The 3,384-nt window shown below is 36.8% G+C and carries 4 protein-coding genes; 2 read left to right on the top strand and 2 right to left on the bottom strand.

Going from position 1 to position 3,384, the window contains the following annotated elements; all coding sequences use genetic code 11:
* Window positions 1-317 precede the first annotated feature (317 nt).
* Both DNK84_RS10590 and DNK84_RS10585 read right to left on the bottom strand, forming a co-directional pair.
* Window positions 318-983, bottom strand: a complete 666-nt coding sequence (locus tag DNK84_RS10590) for a hypothetical protein (RefSeq protein ID WP_119344485.1) — start codon at window positions 981-983, stop codon at window positions 318-320.
* Window positions 984-992: 9 nt separating this feature from the next.
* Complete coding sequence (locus DNK84_RS10585; protein ID WP_119344484.1) at window positions 993-2,405, bottom strand: ERCC4 domain-containing protein; 1,413 nt, start codon at window positions 2,403-2,405, stop codon at window positions 993-995.
* 138 nt (window positions 2,406-2,543) lie between these two features.
* On the opposite strand from DNK84_RS10585, the gene DNK84_RS10580 reads away from it, so the two are divergent.
* Both DNK84_RS10580 and DNK84_RS10575 read left to right on the top strand, forming a co-directional pair.
* Window positions 2,544-2,762: a hypothetical protein gene (locus tag DNK84_RS10580; protein ID WP_119344483.1), complete on the top strand. Its 219-nt coding sequence runs from the start codon at window positions 2,544-2,546 to the stop codon at window positions 2,760-2,762.
* Window positions 2,743-3,264, top strand: a complete 522-nt coding sequence (locus DNK84_RS10575) for a PaaI family thioesterase (protein WP_162902385.1) — start codon at window positions 2,743-2,745, stop codon at window positions 3,262-3,264. Before DNK84_RS10580 ends, DNK84_RS10575 begins: the two co-directional genes overlap by 20 nt.
* The last annotated feature ends 120 nt before the right edge of the window (window positions 3,265-3,384 follow it).

Here is a 3,384-nt window from a genome sequence, read left to right as displayed (position 1 = left end):
AGGATTGCAAGCAGCAGCCTAAATACCCACAAATTCCGAATGCGCCCGAAAAGAGCAACTTTCTTATGAAGGATTTTATCGATTATTTAAAAGAGATGTCAGCAGGCAGGTCTCAATACAACTAACCTCTCACCGCATGTATTACGCTCTGACTTCAACACCAGTGCAGCACTGGCCGGTGCTGATTTGGTCAAAATGCGTGAAATTACCAATCAGTCACTTAATACGCAACAACGATACATCAAAAAAGTTAATCTTTTTGAGAATAATGCTAATAATAATATTTATGCGTACTTTGATAATGATAAACCCACTAATTAATGTTTTGAGTAACTGATGATATCGGAATCATCATCCTCAAAATCAAATTGAAAGATATCATCCGGGTTGTCTCTTAGATTGCGCACGATTTCTTTTTTGGCATTTGAAATATGATCATTCTCTAGCAAAGCCATATAGGCGTCATAATCATGATCACAGGAATAGCAATAGAAGCTATAACAGGCTTCTTTAAAATCATCGTCATTATCAATCGCAATACAGCTGCGCGTACATATATTGATGATATCAATAAGATTAAAAGAAAATTCACTGAAGAAAAGGAAGTCACTAAATAATCCCATATCTTTAGGGTTGTTATCCAAACCAAACATGATCAAGTGCTTAAGGTTAATATTGCCAGATTTAAAATATTTCCTGATCAAAGGCATATTGCAGTCATCTGAATATTTTTCTGCTAGGAAATCACATAGTATGTCTTCTGAGGGTTGAATATTAGATTCAAAATAATAGACAATCCGTTGCTGTCTTTGCGTCTCAGGTTTGGCTATCAACTCCTCCTGATCTTCAATATCATCGCCATCATCATAAAATGCAAAACCATATTCCTCTAGCTTTTTCTTTACCTCTTCAGGGCTTTTGCATTTATTGGTTTCAGACAATATCTCATCGAATTTCTTATTATCATTATTCTGGTTTTTCATGGGTATGCCTTATTGAATTTTTAACCATTTCACTGCACGTGCTTTGCCTTCACTTTTGACGACATTATCGTCTCTTAGCTTATAAAGCTGTGACCTTATCTGCTGATCAGTTAAATCTGACAGATGGTTTTTTAAATCTGCAAACGTAAACTCATTTGGCATTTCCTGCAATATCGCCTTTTTAACCTTTAGCCACAGTGGCGTTGACTTTGTAGTACGCGTTTTAGCAACTGCTGTTGCAATAGCATCATTGGTTGGGTCATTATGTTTTTTGAGTACTGCTTCAAAGAACCTTAAGGACCAGTGATTTGCTTCTTTTCTATTACCTGCATAAATAATCGGTAAATTAGGGTGTAAGACGGATAGCTCAGCAAGCGCCCTTCGCATATGAGCAGGTGATGAATATTTACCTATTTTATCACTGGAGAGAAAATCACCATACTGTGCCTCGATCACCACTGCCGCATGACGGTAGGTTGATAACTCTGTTAGTTGCTGGTGTAAAACCTGAATTTTAGCGATGTCTGACAACATATTATCAAACGTTTTACGCTCGACAATTGCTTCGATCTCATTATCAAGCATCAGTGCATAATCACCAACAGACAGATTTTGTCTTGTAATGTTGTGCTCGCCAAATTTCCAAGGATAACGTTCATTACTGTCAATGACCACTTCTAGGTCTGCCAGTTTTGGCTGTAAACTTAAATTACCACGAGTACGGTGCTGATTAATTCCCTGCTGTGTTCTAAAGAAAATCTGCTCATAATCTCCCTCTTTGGTTTTATATTTCTTACGCAAAAATAAAAACTCACAGCGTTTTTTCATCGATCTATCAAGCATGACAGACAAACGTTTACCTACTCTCTTGACAAAAACAACAGGCACTTCTTCTATAACCTTTCCAGAAATAATCTCTGGTTTTTCATTGGCGCGTATACAAAAGATATTACCACTGGCACCTGGCCATTTATCCTGTGTTAAAAGTGACAGCGTTGGGTTGCCTTTTTCTATGATGCTTACTCGGTAAGGAAACTTATCACTGCTTGTCTCCTCAACACGCCAGACTGAAGCACCTTTATCATCAGGCTTGGATTTGAAGAATATCTGCTCATAGTCACCTGGCTTGTTTTTATATTTTTTTGTGACAAATCTAAATTCACATTGCTGATTAGTCGTGCGATTGAGTTTAATTGAGACCTTAGTTTGGTCTTCTAACCATCTGACTGAACTAATTTCATCCTCTTCAACCAACTCGATTGCGTTAATATCTGGCTTAGCATCATGACGAACACAAAAAACAGATTCATCATCTGATGGCCATTTTTTCTGCACCAACAGTTTGAGATTGGTTTTTTCTGATTTTTCAATGGTAATCAGGTAGGGGTATTTTTTATCGTCTGTTTTTTCTAATTTCCACATAAATGATCGAAAGCTCTTTACTAATGCAGCATATCCACTATAACAAAGCTTGTTTCGATGATATAGAATAACATTGCTTAACAGGTTAAATTATGAATAATATAACGATATTCATACAGATATGACAGGAGGTATAAAATGGATGTGACTCAGCAACTTCAGCAGGCAAAAACAAATAATAGTAAGGTCACTGTTACGATTATTGGTGATAAGACTTTTTCAGGCAAAGTAATCAATATTGCCCGCAATCACGTTAAGCTCGAAACATCGCATAATAGTGAAGTATCACTGTGGATTGAGTCGATTTCTGATTTTCAAGTTTCAAATGAGCATAACAGTGAGGCAATTGATGATTAATTTTTCTGAACTGAAGAAACTAACACCTCATGAACATCAAAGAGGTTGCTTTGGCAAATGTGAGACTAGCCCGATTAATAAACAGCTGATACTTTATACTGATGGTAAAGCTATTTATACTCAGTTTCAGCCACTGGAGAGGCATATCGGCTGGGGTACCATCCTACACGGTGGCATTTTAACAACCATTATGGATGAAATACTGGGATGGGAAGCTGTACTTCTGGCTAAGATGGTCTGCGTGACCAAAAAAATTGAAGTCCAATTTCATCATCCAGCACAGTTTGATGACAGCTACACCATCACGGCAAAATACCTTAAACATACGCAATCAGAAATAATTGTTGAAGGTGAAGTGCATAATTCAGGGAACATTCTTATCATGTCAGCTACTGGTGTCTTTAGCCCACTGCCCGCACAAGCTATTGATAAACTTGGCATTATGCCTCCTGAACAGTTGCAGTTAGTGTTAGAATACATAAAAAGCATTGAGAAGGCATGATGGCAAAATCACAATAATTAGTTTAGTGTAACAAAAAAGTATAACGTAAACACTAATGCTATTATGTGATAAAATTGGTCTTTACAATTCATATTTTAACTATCGTAAAACGATCGTTTT

The sequence above is a fragment of the Facilibium subflavum genome (assembly GCF_003574485.1).
GTDB lineage: Bacteria > Pseudomonadota > Gammaproteobacteria > Francisellales > Francisellaceae > Facilibium > Facilibium subflavum.
The sequence above is the reverse complement of the archived record's forward strand: the minus strand, read 5'-3'. Positions and strand labels throughout refer to the sequence as shown.

What these genes read in the sequence shown, in the direction of transcription:
- DNK84_RS10590 (WP_119344485.1), bottom strand. Translation starts at nt 983, where the DNA reads ATGAAAAACCAGAATAATGATAATAAGAAATTCGATGAGATATTGTCT.
- DNK84_RS10585 (WP_119344484.1), bottom strand. Translation starts at nt 2,405, where the DNA reads ATGTGGAAATTAGAAAAAACAGACGATAAAAAATACCCCTACCTGATT.
- DNK84_RS10580 (WP_119344483.1), top strand. Translation starts at nt 2,544, where the DNA reads ATGGATGTGACTCAGCAACTTCAGCAGGCAAAAACAAATAATAGTAAG.